Consider the following 24,122-nt stretch of genomic DNA (forward strand, 5'->3'; position numbering starts at 1 on the left):
GAAGCTTCATTAGAAATCAACCTCCTTTTTTTCTTTGAGAATTTTACGCAATAAACAATGGCGATAACATGAACTATAGCAAAATGACAAAGGACGATTTTGACAGAATTCTTTACACACGTCTTAATGAGGAAACTCTTCAGTCAATAGTTAATATTCCGGGTGTTTCTGAAATAGTATCCAGGCATTTCAATAACGATACACTTCTTAACGAGGAAACTCTTCAATCAATAATTAATATTCCAGGCGTCTATGAAATAGTATCCAGGCATTTCAACAATGATATACTTGAAGCGTGGGAATATGAGCAGTATATAAAAGTTAAAGAGATTGTAGAAAGAATCGAGTTGTGGAATCCAGAATTCCAGCGAACCATAGTATTGTTAAATTTACTGAACAAATTAACTGAAATTCTTTACGATACCCTGGATCTAAAACTGGACAAATACGTTAACCTTCGAGCACTTCCGGTCAGGGAGTTCCACAAAGAAACTGTGGACAAATATTCAGCATATCCTATCTGGACATGCGATTTTGAAGGGTCCTGTCTTGTTGGCGCTGAGAAGTTTGAAATCGAACCTATCGATTTAATTCTTCACCGCTTTGGGGATGAGTAAAGGGTCCTGTGTGAGCTGATCCCAAAACGCAAAATTGCTTCTCTGAATATCTTATTCTGGATTATCAATAAGAGCTTCTTACCCTGGGAAAATAATTATGAAACTCTTATTGATGTGGGAATAAAATTGGTTTTGGGATGAGCTCCTTGAGAAAGTACCCCATTGATTATCGGTTAAGGGATTTTCTTGCCTGAAGCTATCGATTTTTCATTAGAAGCTGGCCTTAAATTTTGGCATAGTTACATGAAATCAATACCATGTTCCACCTCACAATCTATTGCAACATTTGACAAACTTTCTGGAACTGAAGACAATTTATCACAGTTATCACTTAACCGCAGACGCATGAATGCCGTTATTAAGAAAGCATCAATTAAAAAATTGATATTCAGGTGGTCTCAAAACTGCATTTGGTTCTATAAATTGGTTAAAATAACAGTCCTTGGAAGCATTTGTGCCGAAGATCTTTACGAAGGAAAAAAGCAAGAAAAGCTTATTGGCCGGAGAAAGCAGAAAACCTGTCCGGATACCGGGTTTTTAGCCTAAATTTTGCGCTCTCAGGCCTTGTCTTCATGGCTTTTCCTTGCAACGCAACTTTCAAGTGATGCACCTGCAACAGCTTTTGCAACCGCAGGCACTACACGCCTGTCAAGAGGGTCAGGAATTATGTAATCTTCAGAAAGTTCACTGAGCGTTACGACCTCCGAAAGAGCACGCGCCGCAGCTATTTCCATCTCAGGTGTTATTTTTCTCGCACAGGTGCTGAGAGAACCTTTGAAAACCCCAGGGAAGCTCAGGCAATTATTAAGCTGATTTGGGAAGTCCGACCTGCCCGTAGCAACAACCCTTGCTCCTGCCCGCTTTGCGGCATCAGGCATTATCTCAGGTAGAGGGTTTGCCATAGCCATTACAATTGCATCTTTTGCCATGGAACGAACCATTTCCTCACTGATTATACCTCCCACGGAGACACCGATAAAAAGGTCAGCTCCCGGTAAAGCATTTTCAAGCCCCCCTTTTAATTTACCACGGTTTGTGAGCCTGGCAATTTCCTCTTTTACGGGGTTCATGCCGTTTTTCCGGCCTTCATACACGAGCCCTTTACTGTCGCAGACAAGAATTCTTGACGGATTTGCTCCTGCTCGAACCAGGAACCGGAAAATTGCTACTCCTGCCGCTCCCAGGCCTGAAATCACTATACGGAGTTCATTTAACTTTTTATTCACAATTTTAAGAGCATTGAGAAGCCCGGCAAAAACTACAATGGCTGTCCCATGCTGGTCATCATGCATAACTGGCAGATCGAGTTCTTCGCGCAGCCGCTCCTCTATTTCAAAGCAACGAGGAGCACTGATGTCTTCAAGGTTAATACCTCCGAATGCAGGAGCCAGATGCTTTACCGTTTTTATCACTTCTTCGGTATCCTGTGTGTCCAAGCAAATTGGAAAGGCATCAATGCCTGCAAATTCTTTGAAAATTATTGCCTTTCCTTCCATAACAGGCAGCGCAGCATAAGGTCCTATATTCCCAAGCCCCAGCACTGCCGATCCATCAGTGATAACAGCAACAGTATTTCTCTTCAGGGTATAGAGGTAGGCAAGTTCAGGGTCCTTGACTATCTTCCTGCACGGCTCGGCAACTCCTGGTGTATAGGCGACGCTGAGGTCATGTATCGTTTGAAGGCTAACTTTACTGGCAACTTCCAGTACGCCCCCAAGCCGTCGGTGCACGGCAAGTGATTCCTGATATAAGGATGTGTGTGGATCCGTGCATTTTTCCTGGCACTTTTCCAGACCCTTTCCTGAATCCGTTTCCAGAGTTTTTTCGGAATTTTTGTCCAGATATTTTCCGGAGTTCTTTTTCAGATCAGTTTCCAGCTCTGAATCTGAGTGCATATTTTTGATCGCAGTACCCCCTGACAATACTTAACATTGTAGCAAAGCCTTAACGCGACTGAGTTCTAAGCACTAAAACTTTCACATAATTTTAATGTTGTTAGCACAGCCTTAGTCCATTAAATTTTAAGAAATAACTTTTCGGTGTAATAGTCTACCCAGGCCGTAGATAAACCCACTGGCTAGAATTATGAAACTGGTCCATTGAACCAACCGACTTTAACCCACCGACCTGAATTAACTGCCTTAATTCTATGTTTACTGGCAGTCTTTTCAATCCAGAAAATTCCTGACCGATTGAATTGCGGAAAAACTCGGCTGGCGAGAATTAATGCACTCTATCATTACCGCAGAAAAGATATACTATTTAAGAAGAATAGTCCAGTATGCAAATTAACGGAATAGCTCGTGATACTCTTAATTTTATCCTGGAGGCTAGTAAGTCCATGGCTCCCCAGGAATTTGCCGGACTTTTGCAGGAAAAAGATGGCATCATCACTGAAGTTCTTATATTACCTGGCACGGAATCCAGTGATTCAAATGCCGTTCTCAGGCTCTATATGATGCCGAACATCAAAGCCGCAGGTTCAGTCCACAGCCATCCTGGCCCGAACCGCAGCCCTTCACAGGCTGACCTGCTACTCTTTTCAAAAACAGGCAACTGCCATATCATAGTTGGTCGCCCCTATGATAGCCAAAGCTGGACATGCTATAACAGGGAAGGAGAAGTAATTGAGCTTCCCGTGCTTGATGTTGAATTTGATGACTATGAAGAGATTTGACTCAAGAACCAGCTCGGAAAAACGCTCGTCCTCCATGAATAAATCCTCACTTTTGGAAACGTTCATCCAGTCAGAGATACTTTTCTGCAAACACGGTCATTAACAAAAAAGTACGGTATCCATAGCTGGCAAGCAATATCAAATAAACGACAGGTAGCTAGCAAATAAACGACAGGTAGCCGGCAGATAGTCATTAAACAGTTACCAAATAATTAATAAATATCTATCAAATAACCAACAAATGGCTGTCAAATGACCAATAAGTAGCTGCCAAATAATCAGCAAATAACTACAAAACAATCGCAAATAACCGGCAAAAGCTTTCAGTATAGGGGTATAAATAACTTTAGTTAGTTATCTTAATTTTCCGGCTGTTGACCGGATGCAAATCCCTACCTTCATTCTGGTAGCCTACCAAAAATGTTTTATTTACAGATACATATTATTTAGAGGATACATCCGTACTTAAGGTATCTGAAAATAAGTGATATCTTGCTTCAGAGGTTGTATCCGGGCAAACACTCTGGGACTAAGACCAGGTGGCCTTCATATAACTGGAGGTAGTAATCCGAATGCCTACATGCCAAGATTGTAGATTTTATACGGCTATTGATGAGCTAAAAGGCGAATGTTTCAGCCTGGGTTTTGAAGTGCGCGGAAAAACCGATTCCAAGAAGTGCCCGGAACGGGCTTTCAGGCCAAACAAAGGCCCCAAATCCAGAAAATCCGGAGCGCATAATTACTGAAAATGTGAAGAATAAAAGGCAGAAAAAGCTCAGAAGGAAGAAAGAGCTAGCTCAAAAAAGAGGTTTAAAATGTTAAAATGAATTGAAGCGAACCTCCAGCCCTAACATAAATTCCGGTGTACCTGAATACCTTACTTTTTGTTTGCCGGGATTAAACAAGCTTAAACGAAATATCATTAAATTTTTTTGTTTTGTATCTATTTTTATTACTATTGTAACTATTCAGCCTAGGAAAAACAACATCATTAGCCTGATTTAACAGAATTCAATTGGCAAATTTCAGAAAATATATTTTATTTGATTATTGGCTATTGATTGCGTTTTTTTAATTCTCACGAGTTAGAATTCAGACATACCGATTTCATCAAAATCAATATCAATCAATAGATTCCGGAAGGCTGAATAGTAACCAATTTTATAAGGATTGATGGCCAGTGAAAACAGCGATTGTTTTAAAACTTCAAGTTCCATTTTCTACTCCAAAATATGATGAGAGAAAATGGAACAATTATTGTATTTTTCAGTGGTTGAAAATCCATTAAATTTGAAGAGAATGCCTGATTTGATAGTATAGTTTCTACTATTTTTGGCTTCATTCCCTTTCTTTGAGGGACTCAAGAGCTTTTTTGACTATAGTGCGGTAGTAACCGGTATCAGTCGAATAGTGTTCTTTTGCAAGTTTTGAGTTTTGATCCTCCTCTACCTCAATTGCCCTTATCCTTTCGAGAGTCTGTTTTGCAGTATCAAGCACCCAGAGATCCCGAGTAAGTTCATCTACCTGCTGGATAGATTCTGGACGGATAGAAGTCAGGACATTTCCATCATCTGTAGTATAGGTACTGGTTTTGCCCACAACTGCTACAAAAGCTGGCAGTTCGCACTCGGCAAGAAATTGAGCTGCCTCGGGCTGATACTGTCCGGCATAGACCAAGAAAGAACCTGTCGGGTCTGAAACTCTTCCCCTCCAGTACTCGGAATCAGTGCCGATATCTTCTTTTTCGATAAGTGTGCCAACAAGGAAGATACGGTTTACTTTAGCTCCCGTGGGCGTCAGGACATACTGTGGAGCATACTGATCAGTTTCATCCCTTGAAGTCAGGTTCGAATCCTTCAGTTCCTGGGCAAAAACCCTGCGGGCAGCTTCTCTGAAAAAACCTGGCATTTACTGCACCTCCATCCTGGCAAGTGTTTCATTAAGCGACAGCATTTCATCAAGCATCTCTCTATCCAGAGAAGTTTTTGGACTAATGGAATCCACAAGGATATAGCGATCAAGCTTGTGCCCGGTTACAGTATAGTACCTGCCTACCAGCTCATGTTTTAGATTATCCAGCACTACTCCGGGGTCGAGAGCGTCAGCGGCCATTGCAATTGCAGTATTAAGAGAAAGCCCTGCAAGCTCCTCGGTAAGTTCTCTGTTAATCAGGATGTCCTGAGTGGAAGTTCCGGAATCCAGAACCGCTTTTATCCTCAGGTCGTATTCACCTTTTACTTTTCCGTGCTCGGGACAGGCACCCTTAACCAGAGCCCTTTTACATTCGGGACAACGTTTTATGAGGCCTGAACCGGTCTGGATATCCACCATTGCTCCGAAGTATGTGGAAGTTAAGGATCCGACTTTGATATCTTCATCAAGTTCTTCTATGGAACTTGACCGATTAAGCTGAATCTGGATCTTACCTCCCCATTCGTTGACAACTACATTTTTCAACATGTAGCTTTTGCCCTCTTCCATGTCAGGAAGCTCGGAACTGGCCCAATTAGTAAATTTGATAACCCCTGTGGGGTCTCCTATAAGCCCTGCCTGTTCAATCGATTCATGAGAGTTTTCCCAGAGTTGAACCACTTTTCCTTTAACTGTAGCCCACTGGCCTCCGGCAAGGTCAGAGATGTTTCTGAGTTCAGACTCCCTTGCAGCCGGGATGAAGTCTCCGCCTCCAACTCCAATAGCCTCATCCAGTTTTTCGATAGAAGTATTCCTATTAAGCTGTACCTGGAACCTGCCATTGTACTCTCCTACGACAACGCTCCTGAATAAATAACTCTCACCCTGTTCAAGCCCAGGCAGTTCGGCATTTTTCCATTCGGTAAACTTTATAATTCCTGTTTCATCTCCCAAGAGCCCTACCTGAGAGATTGATTCGTGAGTGTTTTCCCAGAGCTGGACAACCCTTGCCTTAATATTTGCCCATTGCCCATTTTCAGAAATATCTATTATCTTGGTAAGCTGCGGCTCAGCCTGTCTGGTATAAAATTCATTTTTAGGAATAGAATATTTCTTCAAAAAATAATTGGTCACACTACGCTGGGCTTCGTTTGAAGGAACTTTAAATTTAGTAATCAGTTCATCAAGTCTGCTTTCGATATCCTCTACAGGTACGTCGATGCCAAGCTTTAAAAATCGATCTCGAATAGATTCAGCTATCTGTTTCATTCTTCCTACCTCAAGCCTCTTGTTTGTCTTTATTTATAGAGAGGCGTTTTAATCTACAACGCCACAGCATATAAAGTTAAGGAAAGCGGAGTGAAAGTATTTGCATCAAGGTTATAATTGGTGTCTGGTGAAATTCTTCTTAAAGACTGATAAACCATGAAATTAACCCCTGCAACTCAATTCCATGCAGTGGAAAGACTATTATTTTGAAACTGTTTTTAAATTCCCTATGCATAATACCTGCTTCCTGCTTGAGTTCAATTTTGAAATTACTTCAATGATTCATTTAAATTTTTTTAAGAGACTATGTGTGTACTATACTTAAACTTATTTACCCAGAGATTTTGCAGCATTATTACAAAGAGCCGACTCGTCTTTTATTAGGAATTAAAAACATGCCAATTTTTGTAAATTTTTATTTCAGTAGGCCCTCTTCGGACGCTTATATAAGCTTTTACAAGTTGTTTTCTGTTTTTGGAGCTGAGTCCCGTAAAGGTCAGCTCCATTAATATAATCCCCGTTAATATATTTCATTTAATCATAATGCTTCCAGAGTAGATTAAGGATTTGCTTCGGACATCCACTATTTTTATAGATAAGCGGTCCCCCTGACTAAAGTTAAGCTGTCCATTGGTACCATACTCTTTAGGGATCAAAGTGGCTCTATCCCCACTTTTGAAGGCCCCAAGCTCCGTGAAATTTAGATAACGTTGATCATCTCCTTTTTGGAGTATAACCTTGGTCTCCTCAGGAGATTTGAAATTAATTGTATCTCCCCCACGGTGCTCGATTACGAACTTGAGTACCGCTCCACTTGAGGTTTCATTTGAGGTTCCGCCCGAGGCTTCATTTGGAGTGTTATTAGAAGTTTTACTCAAGTCCGCTTTATGAGATTCAATTGCAGACTTTGAGGCATCTGCTCCGTTCACTGAAACCAAAATGACAAGATCCTGAAAATCAGCACCAGAGCTGTCCAGGTCTTCATTGCCCAGTTCAAAAATATATATAGCCTCATTTTCCTTGAGCTTGATACTACCGTTTTCAATGTACCCTATTACAAAGTCTTCAATCGAGTTCTGACCTTGAAATCCGGGGATATCAGGAACGGGGTCTCCGTTCGTAAGGACCTTCACATTTAATGGCAGAGTCGAAGTATTAATTATAAGGTGTTTTTTCAGTTCATGATCTGTATCATATTTCCAAGAACAAGCCTCTACCGCGACAGAAGTCCCTCCTTCAAATAAAGTGTTATTAGATCCCCAGAAGCGAGATATTCCATCATTAATATTCCCCTCCGATACATTCGTGTAATCCCCCCAGGGAGCGCAAATATAGTCTCCTAACTTGAGCCTGCAAGTAATAGGTAACGATCCCGTTTCCCTATGACTCTCCCAGTGACCATCCACCCAATACTTATTCCATCCATGACCCTCCCAATGGCCCTCCACCCAATAATCATTCTTCCAAATGTCCCCAGTAAAAGCACAACCAAGCACAGTTGCATTTACTGTGAAGTTTTCCTTTGGTACTACCGTATTGTTGTTTATCACATCGAAATTCACGGTAAAATTCGCTTTGATACTGTGACTGGAAGACACATTATTGAAGGTATAGGTGGAAATCGGTCCAGCGGAATTTCCGTCCACCAGCACATCAAGAACCTTATAGTTTTCATCAGGCATCATACTGAAGATCTTATTGCCGCCAGCAGGCACAGAGATACTTCCCTCAGGAGAAATATTACCTCCAGACCCCGAAGAAGCCTCAATTAAATAGCCGGCTGGCGTCGTTTCATCCTGCGTTGGTGTCTCTGCGTTCTGCGTTGACGTCGTCTCATTTTGCGTAAAATTATGAGCTTCGATCAAGAGATTTGCCCTGGGTGCACTTTCCGGGATATTGGGATACACCAGTAATGCAGCAAGTAGGATGGTCACCACAACCATTAATATTTGCCCGTATACTTCTGAGACTGCCTGGCATTTCTCGCCAGGAGTCCTTGACTTTTCACCCTCCACGATAAAAATCACCTTTTAAAAATTTATTTCCCGACTATCTAAACTGCCACTCTTTGATATTAATTTAACTGTTTGAGTAAACTGTTAATTTTAGGTGTTATAATGATCGATTACTCAAGGCTAAAAAGAGAAATTTTATCTATTTCGGGTTATAGAAGTATTTTTAGTCAGCCGGCATGTAACATTCAGGGACATGGGACTTATGAACGATCACGCTTTAGAGAAAGAGTATGAACGCAGGTTTTCAGGGTTAATCGAAAAAGTGACCCTCAAAACTGATTTTCCAGAAACTTTAGCACTAGTCAATATTTTTTATTTATGGACTTTATAGAAATTCTAAAGTATTCCGAAGGAATTTAAGGGTTGGAGTAATATTTTCAGTATGTTGTCACAACTATTTATCAAATGTGTGGCAGTTAATGAAACTTTCAATAGAAAAAGTTCCTTAAGAATTGTCAGGGTTCTCAAAGGTTAGGAAGCATAAAACATAAAAAGTAGGAAAGACATACAGGATTTTATGAAATAAATAAGTTTCGAGACTGTTAAAAAGATAAAATTGCCTGTAAAAGCTAGAAAGTGGGATGGAATTCTTATTAGAATTACTGGATTCATGTTATGGAGTTGTTTATCTTGTAGGAAGAACTTATTTCTCAATTACGTAGGATTACTTTTTTATTGTTAGCTGTACCTTATTCAGATATAAAACTCTAAATATATTTACAGATAGTTTATTCGTATAAAACTTTTGAAGGTAACGTATAAATTCTAAAAAAGGTTCTTAAAATTATGAAAGCTATTATCCTTGCAGCAGGAGAAGGGCTGCGCTGCAGGCCTCTTACACTAACTCGTTCAAAAGTAATGCTTCCTATAGCCAACAGACCTATTTTAGAGCATGTAATAGGTTCGCTTGAAAAAAATGGGATAACTGACATTATATTGATTGTTGGATATAAAAAAGAACGCATAATGGACTATTTCGAAGACGGGCTAAACTTCGGAGTGAAAATAAAGTACGTTGAACAGAAAGCTCAGCTTGGGACTGCACATGCAATTGAGCAGGCAAAAAAATGGATTGACCCCGAGGACTCGGTATTTCTCGTGCTCAATGGAGACAACCTGGTGGAACCGAAAACTATAGCGGATCTTCTAAACAATTATGAAGGGGATGCAAGCCTTCTAACTGTTCAGATGGAAGAGACTGCAGGCTATGGTGTGGTTCTGAAAGAAAAAAAGAGAGTCACAAGAATTCTGGAAAAAAGGCCTGGAGACCTGAGCCGTATTGTAAATACAGGAATTTATATTTTTACGCCGAAGGTCTTTGAAACCATCGAAAAAACCCCGATATCCGAAAACGGGGAGTATGCAATAACCGATACCCTTCAGCTTATGATTGACGAAGGGAAAATCATTACTTCCGTCCCTACCGAATCAAAATGGCTTGATGCTGTCCATGCCTGGGACTTATTAAAAGCTAATGCCATAGTCTTAAATTCAGCCAGGGAACCGAAGCTTGAGGGGGAAATTGAAGAGGGAGTTTTCCTCAGTGGAAAGGTGGCAGTAGGAAAGAATACAAGGATTCGCTCAGGAACTTACATTGTAGGCCCTGCAGTCATAGGGGAAAATTGTGATATAGGTCCCAATGTAGTTATTCTTCCCTCCACAACAATAGGAGACAATGTATCGATCAGGTCATTTACCGAAATACAGAACAGCATAATAATGAATGACTGCAGGATATACTCTCATGGGCAGATCTCTAATTCCATAATTGGAAGCAACAATACAATTGGCTCAGGTTTCTTTGTTGAAGAAAAAGAAGGTCTATCGATCATTATGAACGGAAATATTCATCGAGCTCCCAAACTCGGCACCATCTTCGGAGACGACAACCGGATTGGGAATAGCGTACTTGTAAAGGCCGGAGTAACAATAGCTGTTGACTGCCAGGTGGAATCTGGAAACACCATATACAGGGATCTGTCCCGTCATTCGGTTGTTCTTTAACCCTATAAAGGTGGAAAAATGTGTGGAATTGTAGGATATGCAGGGGAAAACTCTGCTGCATCTGTCATCATAGAATCTCTCAAAAAACTTGAGTATCGTGGATATGATTCTGCTGGGATTTCAATTCTGGGCAGCGGAATCGATACTTACAAGTCAGTGGGCAAAATCGTAAACCTTGAAGCCACAATCCCAGAAGGACTAAGTGGCAACATCGGAATAGGGCACACCCGCTGGGCAACCCACGGAAGACCCAGCACAATAAACGCTCATCCGCATACCTCTGGAAACCCATGTAAAATCTCAGTTGTGCATAACGGAATAATAGAGAACTACATGGCATTGAAAGAACAGCTTACTGCAGAAGGATATGAATTCAAATCGGAAACTGATACCGAAGTGATCGCACACCTCCTGCATAAGCACATATATGGTAAGCCAGATGGAAGAGAAGCAAAATGCGAACTTCTTACAGGACTGCGGGAAGCGCTAAAAGAGATCGAAGGTTCTTATGCTCTTGCAGTTCTCTGTGCTGACGAACAGGGAAAACTTGTGCTTGCCCGGAAAGACAGCCCACTTGTTATAGGACTCGGCAAGGGAGAGAACTTTGCCGCATCGGACGTAACTGCTTTTTTGAATTATACAAGGGATGTAATTTTTGTAAATGACTTTGAAACCGCAGTTCTAACTCCTAACAGCGTAGAGATCTTTGACAGAGAAGGAAAAGTCCGCGAAAAGAAGATAGAAAAGATCGAGTGGGACTTTGAAGCTGCCGAAAAAGCCGGTTACGAACACTTTATGCTCAAGGAAATTCACGAGCAGGTGAGTGCGATTCACAATACACTTGCAGGCAAAGTCTCGGAACTTGAAGGAACGATAGATCTCAAAGAACTTAATATGGCCGATGAAGAGATAAGGAAACTTTCAAGAGTCCAGATTCTGGCATGTGGAACCTCCTGGCACGCAGGGCTGCTTGGGAAATACCTTTTTGAGCAGCTTGCAGGAATTCATTGCGATATAGACATCTGCTCGGAGTACAGGTACAGAAGCCCGGTTATAAGTGATGGAACCCTTGCCATTGCAATCACCCAATCCGGGGAGACTGCAGATACCCTCGCGGCTGTTAGGGAAATAATGTCCTACAACTGCCCTACACTTGCTATTACAAACGTTGTAGGAAGCACTATTACAAGAGAAGCTAACAGTGTGCTCTATACCAGAGCAGGACCTGAGATCGGAGTTGCCGCGACCAAAACCTTCAGTACCCAGCTTACACTTCTTTATCTGCTTGCTGTCAAGTTCGCTCTCTCAAGAGGTAAGCTAAGTCCTGATTATGTAAAAGGATTCATTACGGGTCTAAGAAAAATACCAGGTCAGATTCAGCAGATTCTCAACCAGAAAGAAGCAGTGAAGGAATGTGCAGAGAATTTTGCTCATTCAGATAACTACTTCTTCCTCGGCAGGAACCTTAACTATCCGATTGCCCTGGAAGGAGCTCTCAAATTAAAAGAAATTTCATATCTGCATGCTGAGGGTTTTGCCGCAGGCGAACTGAAACATGGACCGATTGCGCTGCTTGAGAAAGGAACGCCTGTAGTTACTATTGCAACAAAAGGGCAGACTTACGATAAGGTGCTGAGCAATATAAAGGAAGTAAAAGCCAGGGATGCGACGGTTATCGCAGTGGCCGATAATAAAGACACCGAGATCGGAAAATATGCGGATGTTGTTCTTACAATACCTCCGAGTAGCGAATTGCTTTCTCCGTTGCTCAGCGTTGTAGTCCTCCAGCTGCTTGCTTATTATACTGCTCTTGCTCGTGGATGCTCTATTGATAAACCACGCAATCTTGCAAAAAGTGTCACAGTTGAATAATTAAATGCCCAAAAATTTAAAAATTAAAAAGCAAGATAATTTAGAGAAAAAACTTTAGAAAATTTCGGAATGGGATATATGAAACTCTTCGGATCTTCAGGAATAAGAGGGATAGCAAACAAAGAAATTACGCCCGAACTTGCACTTAATGTAGGGCTTGTACTTGGAAGCCGAAAAAAAACTGCAGTTATCGGGAGGGACCCCAGAGTTTCGGCCCCTATGATCGAGCATGCCCTGATTGCGGGAATGACTGCAACAGGCTGTGCTGTCACAGAAATAGGCCTTGTATCTACCCCAACCCTGGCATATGCATCCAGAGAATACGAATGTGGTGTAATGGTTACAGCCTCCCACAACCCCTCAGAGTATGTAGGGATCAAGCTCTGGAACCCTGATGGCATGGCCTTTGACTCGGCGCAGCAGGAAGAGATCGAAAAAGCGATTGAAAATGCGGACTTTTCCCTGGTTCCCTGGAACCTGATAGGCAAGTTCGAAGAAGACGGAAATGCTATCCGGGCCCATATGAATATGATCAAAAAGCTTGTAGGAAGTTCCAGCTTGAAAGTTGTACTGGACTGCGGATGCGGAGCGGGAGGAACAATTACACCCTATCTCCTCCAGGAGCTTGGTTGTGAGGTAATAACCCTGAACGCTCAGCCTGACGGCCACTTCCCTGCGAGAAACCCTGAACCAAACGACGAAAACCTTTCCATGCTCAAAAAAGCCGTTGTGGATTTCGGAGCCGCTCTTGGAATCGCACATGACGGTGATGCGGACAGGATGATGGCAGTGGACGAGAAAGGCAATTTTGTTTCAGGAGATGAAATGCTTGCAATTTTCGGGCTGTATGAGTGCAGCGGTATGAAAGGAACAGTCGTCGTGCCTGTTGACACTTCAATGATGGTTGGTGATTCTCTTAAGGGTTCGGAGATTGTGAGGACAAGAGTCGGGGACGTTTACGTCGCAGAGGGCATAAAAAAGTGTGGTGCTATCTATGGAGGCGAGCCATCAGGAAGCTGGATTTTCCCGAAGATTTCCTACTGTCCGGATGGGATTTATGCAGCCGCAAAACTTGTTGAGATTGTCAAGGAAAAGAAGTTAAGCAAGCTTCGAGAAGAGCTTCCCAGGTACGCCACAAAAAGAGGAGCTCTCCCCTGTGCAAATGACAAAAAGGCAGAGTTTATGGAAAAAGTTAAGGCTAAACTCGAGCCCATGGGAAAAGTCCTTGATATCGACGGTATTCGCGTGGAAATGGACAATGGCTGGGTACTTATCCGCCCCTCGGGGACGGAAGCAAAAGTTAGAATCACAGCTGAAGCCCGGGAAAATGTTGATGAGATTTTCGAGATGGCTGAAAAGCTAGCAAAGGAGGCACTTAAATGAAAGCGGTTGTCCTTGTGGCAGGCAAAGGCACAAGGATGGAACCTCTAACTTCCGGCTGTCCTAAAGTTATGCTCCAGGTTGCAAATAAGCCAATCCTCGAACATATACTCAATTCAGCCATAGAAGCAGGCATTGAAGGCTTTGTCTTCATTACTGGTTATCTCGAAGAACAGATCAAAGAGTATTTCGGAGACGGAAGCAAATGGGGAGTAAGCATAAAGTATGTACAGCAGAAGGAGCAGTTAGGAACTGCAAATGCGATAGGCTGTGCAAAAGGCTATGTTGATGGGGCTTTCCTTGTACTTAACGGAGACATGCTCATAGGAAAGGAGGACTTAAAAGCCCTGGTCTCAAGGACAGAGGAAGCTGTCATCTGCGTAAAAGAAGTGGAGAACCCGTCGGATTTTGGAGTGCTTGAAACTGAGAATAATAGAGTTGTCAGGATAATAGAAAAGCCTAAAAATCCTCCTACTAACCTTGCAAATGCCGGAATATATCTCTTCAGGGAATCTGTTTTTGACTTTATTGACAGAACCCAGGCTTCAGTGAGAAATGAATTTGAGATTACGGACTCCATCCAGATGTTGATCGATAGTGGAGCAGCCGTGGGTTACAGCCTTCTCGGAGACAGATGGATAGATATAGGGTATCCCTGGGACCTCCTGAAAGCAAACGAGTACCTCCTGAAAGACCTTAAGAGCAACTGTGCAGGTACCGTGGAACCGAATGCTACGATAAAAGGAGAGGTTGTAATCGGAAAAGGCACTCTTATCAGGAACGGTTCTTATATCGAAGGCCCGGTGATAATAGGAGAGAACTGCGATATCGGCCCTAATTGTTTTATCCGTCCTTCTACTGCAATCGGGAACCATGTCAGGGTGGGAAATGCCGTAGAGATAAAAAATACGATTATCATGGAAGATACTCATGTGGGACACCTGAGTTATGTTGGAGATAGCATTATCGGGCACCGCTGCAACTTTGGAGCTGGTACGAAGGTTGCAAACCTCCGCCACGATGGAAAAAACATAAAAGTAATGGTAAAAAGCAGGATTCTTGACTCGGGCAGGAGAAAACTCGGAGTGATTATGGGAGATGACGTGCATACCGGTATCAATACAAGTATAAATATCGGCACGATAATGGAAAAAGGAAGATATACATATCCTGGAGAGATTGTCAAACATTAACCTTTGATACTAAGGAATAAGAAAAATATAACTTCAAATTCTCGTCTCTTCGTCATTCCTTATGGATAAGATAATTTTCAATTCAAGACCGCATTGGTTTTTATGAGAACATTATGAGGATATCCACACAAAACAACGAAGAGCCATTCTTTTTTTAGGCATACACAGATAAAGCCGCAGGATAACGTAAAATCACTCATCTTTGAAAGCAAAGTTAAAAAATCTTTCCCGGCCGGTCTTCGTTTATGGCTCTGACCCTTCTGAGCAATACAGGATGGGTTGAAAACAGATTGGTAGTCCAGACCCAGAAACCTTCAGGACTTATTGTGGCTTCAAGGTATTCCTCATAATCAACAACTTTGTAGAGGTGTTCGCCTGCTGAAAGAACTATGAGCCCTTTTTCGCCTGAAGGAACAAGCCGAATTGCAATTCTGTCCGAGGTATACTCCCTTGCCCGGCTCAGGGCAGTCCATAAAAAGTCCTTGAGGACAGGCACAAAAGCAATTGGAAAGATAGAAAGATTGTAGAGCAGAGTCACATGGCCTGCCTTTATGTGGGCCAGCTCATGAGCAACGATAAACTCAAGTGAATCAAAATCTCCTTCTCTATATGCGACCTCAACTATATCCGCGTAAAAAACCACATAATTTTTTCGGAAGTACAGCCGGGTAGCAAACGCGTTTAACAGTCCGCCTTCCTGGATTAAAAAAGCATCTGGAACTTCTTTAAAGTTCAGTTCATGAGAAAGGCGTTTTATGATTTCATAGAGTTCAGGAAACTGCTTTTCTGAAAGCTTGATCGCATTTGACATCATTCCTCCGTAGGTCTGCCCGGAAACAAATGAGAGAAAAGCAATCGCTGCCGGAACTACCAGTATATATTCAGGTCCCAGTTCTTCAGGATATAAAAGCGGAACTGTCATTAATGTGACATAAATAAAAATACTGATCAGCAGACAGATAACAAAAAGAGGTATTTCGGCAGGATGTCTGAGATTTCTTACTTCGCTGTCTAGCAAGTTATTCTTTCCTCTACTTTTTCTAAAGATTGAAAATACACTATTAAGTTTAGTAAAGAGTATATTACATAGTAATTACATATTAATTTTATTAGCAAAGACTGATTTCGGCCTCAGGAAACATATCTAATCCTTTCATTCTCATGAAGCTCAAGCAAAAGAACCATGTAGAGAAAAGGAGATTGAGATATAGAGAAATCCTTTCTTTTTTAAAAAGTAGCCAGGAGCAAAAGTAAAGGAATTATTATTTTGCCGTTAACAACCGTTTTTACCATTGACTTATCTATTGCGATGTTCCTTTTCCTTAAAATAAAAAAATTATCTCAATATGATTAAATTATTATTGTTTTGCACGATTTTGAGAGAAAATCTGAAGACCAGAAAATAATAAAAAGTCTTATTGATTAACAGAATCTGTCAAATTTAAGGTTATTCTCTAATCGATTAACCCTTCTTTAAATTTGGAATTAAATTTGAAGAGGGTACTTTTAAGCTGCCTTATTAAGCCCAATGCGGATTATATGTAGTACTCAACATAGAAACGGTAAGCAACCTGAACTTCTTCGAGCTCCCTGGTTTCCAGTTCAAAATCAGACTGGCTAGTTTTGTAAATCTTATCTCCAAAATTCTTGAAGGTGACTTCACATTTTATATTTTCTGGAAGTTGAGCCTCAAAGCTGCTACATTTATTACGGATTCCCATGACAAGCTTTTCGATTTCTGCGGTACTGAAGACTTTTTTCTTTACAGGGACGTAATTTACCTCAACTATCAGTTCTTCTTTGCTCGTTAAGTCTGCCCAGAAGCCGGAAAGTTCGGTTCCTTCTATCCTGTAGTCCTGAAGCTCAAAACTTCTCGTGATTGTATTCTTCATTTTGCCTTCTTCCATATGCGTAATTTAGAAAGTGGATATATATAAACTATCTTAAAAACAAAGCAGATTCTTAAGAACACAGGTGTTCTTTATTACATCAGGAACTTACATCAGGAACGCAAAGGATCACGAATACCCGTTCCTTCAAGTAGGGAATGAAGTGACCTCTCTTCTCTTTGTTTTTCTCTTTAAAAGCACATGAGATTCCTCGAATAACAAGCACAAACAAATGAAAGTACTTTTCACCTCACCCTTCCTTGACTATCGGCCTCGTCATTACCTTGGGTAGTAATGGTGCCCTAATTTTGGTTTTTTGAAATTTTGCCAAAATTAACGAAAAAACATAAAAAGCAAAAAATTGCATAAAGTAACTTAGTTAATCAAAAAATTACATCTGATGCCTGTAAAATAGCATCGCAAAATGTAGATAGATATAGAGTTCAGTGATAAAAGCCTAATTAAAGATACCTATTGATAAAATATTAGCATTTTATGCGATTTTCTTTTATAACTTGAGCAAAAAACACAAATAGTAGTTACATGTTGAAAATTTAAATAAGGCATTTTTTTATTACACAACTAAAAAGTACTATAATTAAAATTATTGGCAGGAAAACTCATTAAATTGAATTTAAACTGTTTTAAACAAATTTTGTGGTAAAATATATATTATTATCTAATATTATTTAAAAAGAAGATCTTTTATAAAAAACAGTGAACCTCAAATAAATAATTATTTAAAGCCCGCCCGCAGGCGGGAACTTGAAATTGATTGAAATTACTCTGCCGGAGCTTCTGCTGCGGCTTCGAGACCGAGAAGAGCTTTTATGGATTTGCTTCCATACTCAACGACTTTTGCATTTATCTGGACAATGTCATGAGCAATTTCTTTGCCGCGGACCATCTTTCGCCTGCGCTGCCCTGGGAGTTTAGGGGTATACCCCACACCTACTGCCATCAGAATTCTCTGTCTTCTGGGGCCTGGAAGGTCGGGTTTCATAACAAAACCGCTGCCATCACAGCCGCCTGTGATCTTGACTTTGTAACCGGACATACCGAAAATTGAACCATCAACAACGTCGCCTATTGACTTTCCGATTAATGCATTTGCCTCAGCGTCTTTTACATCGACCTGGTAAGCACGCCCTTCCTTTGGGTCAGAAACTACAACTTTGAAATTAGCCATGTGAAATCCTCCAATATCAAATTTACTTTTAATAATTCCTTTGCCTTGCCTCTTCATCCGAGACTTAACCCGGATTTTCCTGAATTTTTACCTGAGCTTTCCGTGCATTCAGAACATAATTTCTGAATATAATTATGCACTTGTAAGCATTATTTTGCCCAGAAAGGATTATCTTTTCTTTTCAGGGAAAGAAAAATATCAAGAGTTTCCTTTTCATCGGTTGAAAGAGAATCGTATATCTCGTGCTCAAGAACTTTTGCATGCCTCTCAGGCACATTGATATAGAGCACGTCTTCCTCTTTGATCTGCCTGCCTACGGTTGCACCGTCAATTGCCATTGCAACCTCTTTGCCTACCCCTGCAGACGGGATATTCTCTCCTTCGATCTGCAGGCCTTTGATCTTGCCTACAACGTTTCCGTTCTCAAGCATCACATCGGCATTTGTCCGCACAACTCCACCAAGCACTCTTACACCAACAACTGCTGGTTTACTCTGACGGAATATGCAACCTGGAAGGATTTTGAATTTTCCCGGACGGATTATTGTTTCAAAAATCTTCTTTTCAGCCTGTTCCTGCTGCTCTTTTACATATTTTTGGTAATCTTCAACCAGGCGGTAAATCACGTCACTCGTGAATACCTTCACAGTGCTTTCCTGCAGGAAATCTCTGGCGTCAGGGTGAACTTTGACATTGAAACCTATAACCACGGAATAGAGAGGATCTTCAACCGTCGAAGCCTCAATTGCATCCCGATGTGAGATATCTCCTACTTCGGCTTTCCTGATAGGCACCTCATCCTTCTGGAACTCATGGACAAGGGCTTCAAGGGAGCCAAGTGTATCGGCTTTGATCATAATCCCGACTGAACCAGTATCAATCCTGACCTCATCGATCTCGGATTTTACCTGGGCTGCAATCTCGTCAAGAGTCTCTTCGGTAGCAACCCTTATTGGAGAGCCTGCAAGTGCACCTTCAAGGCCGGGAGCCGAAATCTTTACTCCAACCGCAGCAGTAACCTTATTCACCTGCTTGAACTTGCTCTCATAACGCATCTCAGAAAGTTCCCTTGGCTTTAAGAGAGCCCGGACCTTTGTCTGAATTGGGTTTCCCAGGCTTCCAATAACAACCGTATCGCCCTTTTTCAGAGTGCCGTCATAGAGAATAACATCAAGCGTTGCACCAAGTCCTTTTTCTTCCTTGACCTCAAGCACAGTGCCAACTCCAGGACCTTTTGCACTGTAATGCAGGTTTGCTTCAAGGAATTTCTGGGCCAGACCAAGAAGCACCATCAGGACATCAGGAATCCCTTCGCCTGTCATAGCGCTTACAGGAACTACACCCAGGGTTTTCTGGAAATTTGTAACCCTGTCATACCGTTCTGCTGCAAAGCCCTGGTTGTATAATTCACCAATTACTTCGTAGAGCTTTGTTTCAAGCCGGGCCTGGACGTCTTCGGACTGTTTTTTGAAAGTGGCCGCAAAAGGCAGATCTTTTTGTGAGACCCAGCCGCCAATCCTGTCAATCTTATTCGCAACAACAACAAAAGGAGTTTTGAACCGCTTTAAGATCTGCAGGCTTTCGTAGGTCTGGGGCTTGAAGCCTTCGTTTATGTCCACTACAACGATTGCAAGATCGGCAAGAGCGCCTCCCCTGCTCCTAAGAGTTGTAAAGGCATGATGTCCAGGTGTATCGATAAAGAGCAGTCCTGGCACTATGAACCTATCCCGAAGCCTTGGGTCCCCAAGCTTGTTGATAATTACATCTATTGGGACTTCAGTTGCCCCGATATGCTGGGTGATGGCACCGGCTTCTCCACTGACAATTGCAGTACCCCTGATCTTGTCCAGGAGAGTCGTTTTCCCGTGGTCGACGTGCCCCATCACGCAGACTATAGGAGTCCTCAAATTTTTCTTGTCGGCCATATGCAAAACCTCTCTCATTCCCGCGTCTTATTTGCTGCAGGTCCAGAAGGGTCCGGGTTTACCCTGACGGACCCATATTGCAGGTCGGATGAACAAAGGCCTTGAATCGTGCCCTGAAGTTTCAGGAACGAGAAAAGGCTTTGATGCACCTGCTTTATTCGTACAAACAGACCTCGTCGATCCTGGAATAGTTCCCGATTTCGGAGTCCTTAAAGTGAATTGCAATTTCCCTTGCAGCAGCTTCTGGGGAATCGGAAGCATGAACTACATTTCTGCCTACATCCAGAGCAAAATCCCCACGGATTGTACCGGGAGCCGCATCTACAGGATTTGTAGCCCCGTTTATAGCCCTCATGACCCGAATTGAATCTTTTCCTTCAACTACCATTGAAACTGAAGGTCCCGACGTTATGAATCCGACAAGGCCGGGGAAGAAAGGCTTGGCTGCATGTTCACTGTAATGCTCTTTTGCAGTAGCTTCACTGATAACGTTCATCCTGAGGGCAACGATCTTCAGACCTCGCTTCTCGATTCTGGAAATTATCTCTCCTACCAGCCCGCGCTGGACTCCGTCAGGCTTTACCATAACGTATGTCTGTTCCATATGAACACCTTAATTATCCGAACAAATAAACTGACAATTCTTATGCTTTCTTCAACTGGATTTTGCCTTTCTCAGTCCATTCGGTACGCCTTGGAAGCCTACCCAGGTTGAAGTTATTCATACACTTGGAAGAGTGCATGTAATAGGTAGAACCGTCTTTCTTGACGTAGAGCTTGCCGGTTCCGGGCTCCAGCATTTTCCCGCAGAAATAGCATTTTCTCTGTTCCATAATCTCACCGCTTTCTTATCTGGTGGTCAGTTTCTTTGCTTCTCTTGAGGTTTCAAGAAGCATCAGGATGTCACCTACGCGGACAGGGCCAACGCAGTTTCTTGTAATAACACGGCCCTTATCCCTGCCTTCCAGAACCCTGCACTGGATCTGGCTGGCTTCACCATGCATACCTGTATTCCCGATAACGTCAATAACCTCAGCAGCAAAGCCGCCGGTTGTGCTTTCATCAGCCATAATTAGCACCTCATGTTATCAGGATTATTTAAGGGCTTCAAGTTTCTGGGCAATGTCCTGGATCATTTCACCTGCTTTTCCTGCATCTACGATTGCGACAGTTGCGCAGGACACACCAAGCCCACTGGCTGCACCAAGTTCTTTCTGGTTTTTGATGAAGATGTAAGGTGCTTTCTTTTCCTCGGAAAGTGGAGCAATGTGAGCAACAATTTCGGCAGGCTCGATATCTTCTGCAATCAGAACGAGCTTTGCATTTCCTCTTTCGATTGCTTTTGTGGCTTCATTGGTGCCCTTTTTAATCTTTCCAGTATCTCTGGCAAGCTCCAGAGCTTCAAGTGCTTTGTTTGTAAGTTCTTCTGGAACGTCGAATTTAGCTAATTGTGCCATATAATATTCTCCTTCGAAATTGCGAGTATCGCAATTTTTCATCAATCATAGGTTTTTAACACACATCTGTCAACATTGAAATCAAATCTTAAATCGAAACCGTATAGACTTCAATGCGGAGAGTAAATGAGTTGAAATATAGATACTGCTAGCTAAATGCTGCAGATCGAACCTTACAAGTACATGATCACCTATAAACTTTCTGCTTGAAAACATGAGTCATAGACCAAAAGCAGAAGTAGATCGATAAGAAATTCATATATATAAGGCTATTTTCAATTCCAGGATAAAAAATGAACTAATACGTCATGGTTATAAGGAATGTAAGAAATTTTGATCTCATGGACGCAATTTACTATGAAGCTCATAAAAATCTCTATATTAATCTTACAAACCGCTGCAGTGCAGACTGCGTCTTTTGTATCCGTAATTTTGCAGACGGGGTTTACGGATATGACCTGAGGCTTTCAAGAGAACCGACAACAGAGGAAGTTATAGGAGCCCTTGAAGGACTGGACCTTTCAAAATACAGAGAAATAGTATTCACAGGCCTTGGAGAGCCAACAATCAGGTTCGATGTAGTGCTGGCAGTAACCCGCTGGCTGAAAAGCCGGAATATTCGAGTAAGGCTAGATACCAACGGACAGGCAGCCCTTATAAATCCGGGAAGAGATGTGGTCTCCGAACTGAAAACCGCAGGGCTAGACTCTGTTTCCGTAAGTTTGAATGCCGAGTCCGAAGAAAAGTATAACAAACTCTGCAGACCGATCCATAAAAATGCTTATTCTGCAGTACTTAATTTTGTTAAGGAAGCAAAGAAGGCAGGAATCAGTACGAGGGTTACAGTAGTTAATGTACCCGAAGTTGACCTAGAAAAATGTAGAAAGCTTGCAGAGGAGCTGGATACAAGCTTCCACATAAGGACTTTATCCGAAGCTGCAAGCAAAGAAATCTGAAAACTGTTAAAAGTTAAAATACTTAAGAAATAACGACTTAAGAAGTATAACTTGAAAAGTATAACTTGAAAAGTATAACTTGAAAAGTATAACTTGAAAAGTATAACTTACAAAGTCTAACTTAAAAAGTCTAACTTGAAAAGTTTAACTTAAAAAGTCTAACTTGAAAAGTTTAACTTAAAAAGTCTAACTTGAAAAGTTTAACTTAAAAAGTCTAACTTAAGAAGCCCAGATACTTAAGATTCGAGAAAGATTGATCCGCTCTATAGTTGAAAGTTGATAGATTTGGGAAATTAAATAACTGAATTATAAAATTGAAATTAAATAACTGAAATTCATTTATGTTCGGTTAATATACGAAATGTATAGTCACGAGGCTAAATAATGCAACTGCCGAATGAGTTACAATGAAGTTTTTTGTTGCAAAAATTACAGGCGTGACTATAAGTGATGTATTATTTTGTAGTGATTTATGTACTTAGAACCACGAAATCTACACCCTTTGTAAATTTGAGTAGTCATTTTGAAGTTACCCTATTCTTTAACCGAACACAAAGAAAGAAGAACCTGAAACTATGAAGAGAATCTTGACATCTGAATCTGAAAGTTCCGTGTAGATACAAATTTGAGGGTATAGCATGGATAAAACAACAGGTAAAGAGCAAATCTTCCGCCTATTGCCCAAGTATGATATGGAGCACGCATTGAGAACAGCCTGGGATAAAAAGGTGTCAATTTTCAGCAAAGGCTTGGTAAGTTTAATCTCGCGCCCTAAACCAGAAGAAATTAAAATCACGGATCAAAATTACTTATATGAGCCGTTCTGGCATATCAAATGCAATGTGCACTACGAGTATGATCGCACGCGCGATTATAACTTTTCGATCCTCGATCCCGAAGTTAAGAGTGTGACGATCGATGGTAAGGATTACTCAGTAGCGACCACATCGCGACAGTTCACTATTATGGGGATTGAACACTGTATAACAGAAGGCAGTAAAGAAGTTATATTCGACGCTGTGAGCAGACAAGAAAAACATGATTGGGAGAAATATTTGCTCTTTGAGAAAGAGTCAGTGAATGATGTACCCGAGGTTTCCACTGATGGAAGCACCTATGTGTCGCCAGAAATGCTTCCAAAAGCTGCGGTACAGCAAGTATTCTCCTCTTTACCTCAACCAATCAGGCCTGATACAACTCCTGAAGAAAAAAAAGATGTCAGCATAGTGAATCTTTATTTTCGGCCAGTCTACGTCTTCGAATATAAGTGGGAAAGAAATGGCAAAACAGCAGTTGCTGAATTCGATGGCTTAACTGGGGAGATGACCTTTGTTGGGGATATTACATTGCGCCAGAAGATTGAGAAAGTAATGACCCGCGATCTTTTCTTTGATATAAGTACAGAAGCAGCTAACCTGGTTATCCCCGGTAGTGGTATTGCAGTTAGGGTTATTAAGGAAGTGGCAAAAAAATAATGAATACAGGTTGTCTCAAAACTTTTCCTGGTTGTACATTCGGGTCATAAAAATCACCAATATTGATCTTCCTTAAACGCAGATATTACATGATACATAAGAAATATAGTTATAAAAAAAATCAATTACAGTGTTTCTTATGTTCAAAAAGAATGAGCCACTTCAGGAAAAACACTTTACGGCTCTTCTTTATTTTAGAGAGGCAGTTTGAAATTTAACTTTCCTAATTTCAGATAAATCATTGTGATAATGGAATTATGGATCAATTCCTTAACTGTAAATTTGAAATTCTA

23 protein-coding genes are annotated in these 24,122 nt (G+C 41.4%); 10 read left to right on the forward strand and 13 right to left on the reverse strand.

Features of this window, described 5'->3' with window-relative positions; translation table 11 throughout:
* Positions 1–68: 68 nt before the first annotated feature.
* The gene (locus FXW07_RS06550) at positions 69–617 is read left to right on the forward strand and encodes a hypothetical protein (protein WP_229394760.1); all 549 of its coding nucleotides are present in this window, start codon (positions 69–71) and stop codon (positions 615–617) included.
* 186 nt (positions 618–803) lie between these two features.
* Positions 804–1,163, forward strand: a complete 360-nt coding sequence (locus FXW07_RS06555) for a hypothetical protein (protein WP_229394762.1) — start codon at positions 804–806, stop codon at positions 1,161–1,163.
* Positions 1,164–1,174: 11 nt separating this feature from the next.
* On the opposite strand, the gene FXW07_RS06560 is transcribed toward FXW07_RS06555, so the two are convergent.
* Complete coding sequence (locus FXW07_RS06560; protein WP_229394764.1) at positions 1,175–2,512, reverse strand: NADP-dependent malic enzyme; 1,338 nt, start codon at positions 2,510–2,512, stop codon at positions 1,175–1,177.
* 386 nt (positions 2,513–2,898) lie between these two features.
* On the opposite strand from FXW07_RS06560, the gene FXW07_RS06565 reads away from it, so the two are divergent.
* Positions 2,899–3,294, forward strand: coding sequence for a Mov34/MPN/PAD-1 family protein (locus tag FXW07_RS06565; protein WP_048155885.1), 396 nt, complete (start codon positions 2,899–2,901; stop codon positions 3,292–3,294).
* Positions 3,295–3,866: 572 nt separating this feature from the next.
* Positions 3,867–4,040, forward strand: a complete 174-nt coding sequence (locus tag FXW07_RS06570) for a hypothetical protein (protein WP_197078753.1) — start codon at positions 3,867–3,869, stop codon at positions 4,038–4,040.
* 339 nt (positions 4,041–4,379) lie between these two features.
* Here FXW07_RS06570 and FXW07_RS19240 read toward each other — a convergent pair whose 3' ends face one another.
* From FXW07_RS19240 to FXW07_RS06585, 4 genes are all read right to left on the reverse strand, one after another.
* Entirely contained in the window at positions 4,380–4,511 is a 132-nt protein-coding gene (locus FXW07_RS19240) for a hypothetical protein (RefSeq protein ID WP_255678822.1), read from the reverse strand.
* A gap of 121 nt (positions 4,512–4,632) precedes the next feature.
* Positions 4,633–5,202 (reverse strand): RPA family protein, encoded by a 570-nt coding sequence (locus FXW07_RS06575; protein ID WP_048155887.1) that lies wholly within the window; start codon positions 5,200–5,202, stop codon positions 4,633–4,635.
* Complete coding sequence (locus FXW07_RS06580; protein ID WP_229394765.1) at positions 5,203–6,474, reverse strand: replication protein A; 1,272 nt, start codon at positions 6,472–6,474, stop codon at positions 5,203–5,205. It abuts the gene before it with no gap.
* Positions 6,475–7,004: 530 nt separating this feature from the next.
* Positions 7,005–8,489, reverse strand: a complete 1,485-nt coding sequence (locus FXW07_RS06585; protein ID WP_229394766.1) for a type IV pilin — start codon at positions 8,487–8,489, stop codon at positions 7,005–7,007.
* A gap of 786 nt (positions 8,490–9,275) precedes the next feature.
* Here FXW07_RS06585 and glmU (FXW07_RS06590) point away from each other — a divergent pair.
* The 4 genes from glmU (FXW07_RS06590) to glmU (FXW07_RS06605) all read left to right on the forward strand — a co-directional run bounded on the left by glmU (FXW07_RS06590) (position 9,276) and on the right by glmU (FXW07_RS06605) (position 14,938).
* Entirely contained in the window at positions 9,276–10,493 is a 1,218-nt protein-coding gene (glmU, locus tag FXW07_RS06590; RefSeq protein WP_048120717.1) for a bifunctional sugar-1-phosphate nucleotidylyltransferase/acetyltransferase, read from the forward strand.
* Positions 10,494–10,511: 18 nt separating this feature from the next.
* Positions 10,512–12,365, forward strand: a complete 1,854-nt coding sequence (gene glmS / locus FXW07_RS06595) for a glutamine--fructose-6-phosphate transaminase (isomerizing) (protein WP_229394767.1) — start codon at positions 10,512–10,514, stop codon at positions 12,363–12,365.
* A 78-nt stretch (positions 12,366–12,443) separates the two neighbouring features.
* A complete protein-coding gene (gene glmM, locus FXW07_RS06600) occupies positions 12,444–13,748 on the forward strand; it encodes a phosphoglucosamine mutase (RefSeq protein ID WP_229394783.1) in 1,305 nt (434 codons plus the stop codon).
* Positions 13,745–14,938 carry a bifunctional sugar-1-phosphate nucleotidylyltransferase/acetyltransferase gene (glmU, locus tag FXW07_RS06605; protein WP_229394768.1) on the forward strand — a complete coding sequence of 398 codons (1,194 nt, stop codon included), beginning with the start codon at positions 13,745–13,747 and terminating at the stop codon, positions 14,936–14,938. The genes glmM and glmU (FXW07_RS06605) overlap by 4 nt, the downstream gene beginning before the upstream one ends.
* Positions 14,939–15,152: 214 nt before the next feature.
* On the opposite strand, the gene FXW07_RS06610 is transcribed toward glmU (FXW07_RS06605), so the two are convergent.
* The 8 genes from FXW07_RS06610 to rpl7ae form a co-directional block, all read right to left on the reverse strand.
* A complete protein-coding gene (locus tag FXW07_RS06610; protein ID WP_052725412.1) occupies positions 15,153–15,956 on the reverse strand; it encodes a M48 family metallopeptidase in 804 nt (267 codons plus the stop codon).
* A 517-nt stretch (positions 15,957–16,473) separates the two neighbouring features.
* A complete protein-coding gene (locus FXW07_RS06615; RefSeq protein ID WP_229394770.1) occupies positions 16,474–16,845 on the reverse strand; it encodes a hypothetical protein in 372 nt (123 codons plus the stop codon).
* A gap of 763 nt (positions 16,846–17,608) precedes the next feature.
* Positions 17,609–18,016 (reverse strand): 30S ribosomal protein S6e, encoded by a 408-nt coding sequence (locus FXW07_RS06620; RefSeq protein ID WP_229394771.1) that lies wholly within the window; start codon positions 18,014–18,016, stop codon positions 17,609–17,611.
* Positions 18,017–18,165: 149 nt separating this feature from the next.
* Positions 18,166–19,941, reverse strand: a complete 1,776-nt coding sequence (gene infB / locus FXW07_RS06625; protein WP_229394772.1) for a translation initiation factor IF-2 — start codon at positions 19,939–19,941, stop codon at positions 18,166–18,168.
* Between the two features lie 154 nt (positions 19,942–20,095).
* Positions 20,096–20,545, reverse strand: a complete 450-nt coding sequence (gene ndk / locus FXW07_RS06630; protein WP_048120730.1) for a nucleoside-diphosphate kinase — start codon at positions 20,543–20,545, stop codon at positions 20,096–20,098.
* Between the two features lie 40 nt (positions 20,546–20,585).
* On the reverse strand, positions 20,586–20,774 hold the full coding sequence (locus FXW07_RS06635; protein ID WP_048107264.1) for a 50S ribosomal protein L24e: 189 nt from the start codon (positions 20,772–20,774) through the stop codon (positions 20,586–20,588).
* A gap of 15 nt (positions 20,775–20,789) precedes the next feature.
* On the reverse strand, positions 20,790–21,011 hold the full coding sequence (locus FXW07_RS06640; protein ID WP_048107265.1) for a 30S ribosomal protein S28e: 222 nt from the start codon (positions 21,009–21,011) through the stop codon (positions 20,790–20,792).
* 24 nt (positions 21,012–21,035) lie between these two features.
* Positions 21,036–21,398: a 50S ribosomal protein L7Ae gene (gene rpl7ae / locus FXW07_RS06645; protein WP_048120732.1), complete on the reverse strand. Its 363-nt coding sequence runs from the start codon at positions 21,396–21,398 to the stop codon at positions 21,036–21,038.
* A 308-nt stretch (positions 21,399–21,706) separates the two neighbouring features.
* Here rpl7ae and FXW07_RS06650 point away from each other — a divergent pair, with 308 nt between their 5' ends.
* Together FXW07_RS06650 and FXW07_RS06655 are read left to right on the forward strand one after the other, a co-directional pair.
* Complete coding sequence (locus tag FXW07_RS06650) at positions 21,707–22,354, forward strand: TatD family nuclease-associated radical SAM protein (protein WP_229394773.1); 648 nt, start codon at positions 21,707–21,709, stop codon at positions 22,352–22,354.
* A 638-nt stretch (positions 22,355–22,992) separates the two neighbouring features.
* Entirely contained in the window at positions 22,993–23,829 is an 837-nt protein-coding gene (locus FXW07_RS06655; RefSeq protein WP_229394774.1) for a hypothetical protein, read from the forward strand.
* The last annotated feature ends 293 nt before the right edge of the window (positions 23,830–24,122 follow it).

Origin of the sequence: Methanosarcina sp. DH1, assembly GCF_020804205.1 — an archaeon.
Classification (GTDB): domain Archaea; phylum Halobacteriota; class Methanosarcinia; order Methanosarcinales; family Methanosarcinaceae; genus Methanosarcina; species Methanosarcina vacuolata.